The 448-nt window shown below is 62.3% G+C and carries 1 pseudogene; it reads left to right on the top strand.

Annotated features, from left to right (window positions below):
• Window positions 1-448: pseudogene (locus AO501_RS38310) on the top strand (hypothetical protein); the annotation flags it as partial.

Below are 448 nucleotides of genomic sequence, written 5' to 3'. Positions count from 1 at the left end.
TCAACACCGGTATCGGCAACTCCGGCAACATGAATGTCGGGATGTTCGTGCGCGGCGACGCCCAGGGCCTGACCGGGTTTTCCTACTCGGTGCGCATCGACCAGATTCCCGTGGACTTCGGTTTGCGAGTGCCGATCAACATGACGCTGTCCGGTGGCACATTCGACATCACCACGCAGCCTTACACCATCGGGGCGATCAATGTCGGCACTCTGAGCTCCGTCACGGACTCGTCCAGGATCGGTCCCATCAACGTTCCGTCCATCACGGTCAGCGGACCACGGCTGAATCTCGTCATCGGCGGTCCGGGATACACGTTGTTCGGCGGCATCGTCGGAACCGTCGGCCCGATCGACATTCCGATCTCGCTGCCGGTGGGCATGGGCTTCGGCAACACGACGGCTACCCCGTCGTCGGGATTCTTCAACAGCGGCTCGGGCGGTTCCTC

Source organism: Mycobacterium gordonae, assembly GCF_001417955.2.
GTDB classification, from domain to species: domain Bacteria; phylum Actinomycetota; class Actinomycetes; order Mycobacteriales; family Mycobacteriaceae; genus Mycobacterium; species Mycobacterium gordonae_B.
Note: the sequence above shows the minus strand (reverse complement) of the source record. Positions and strands in the feature narration are given on the sequence as shown.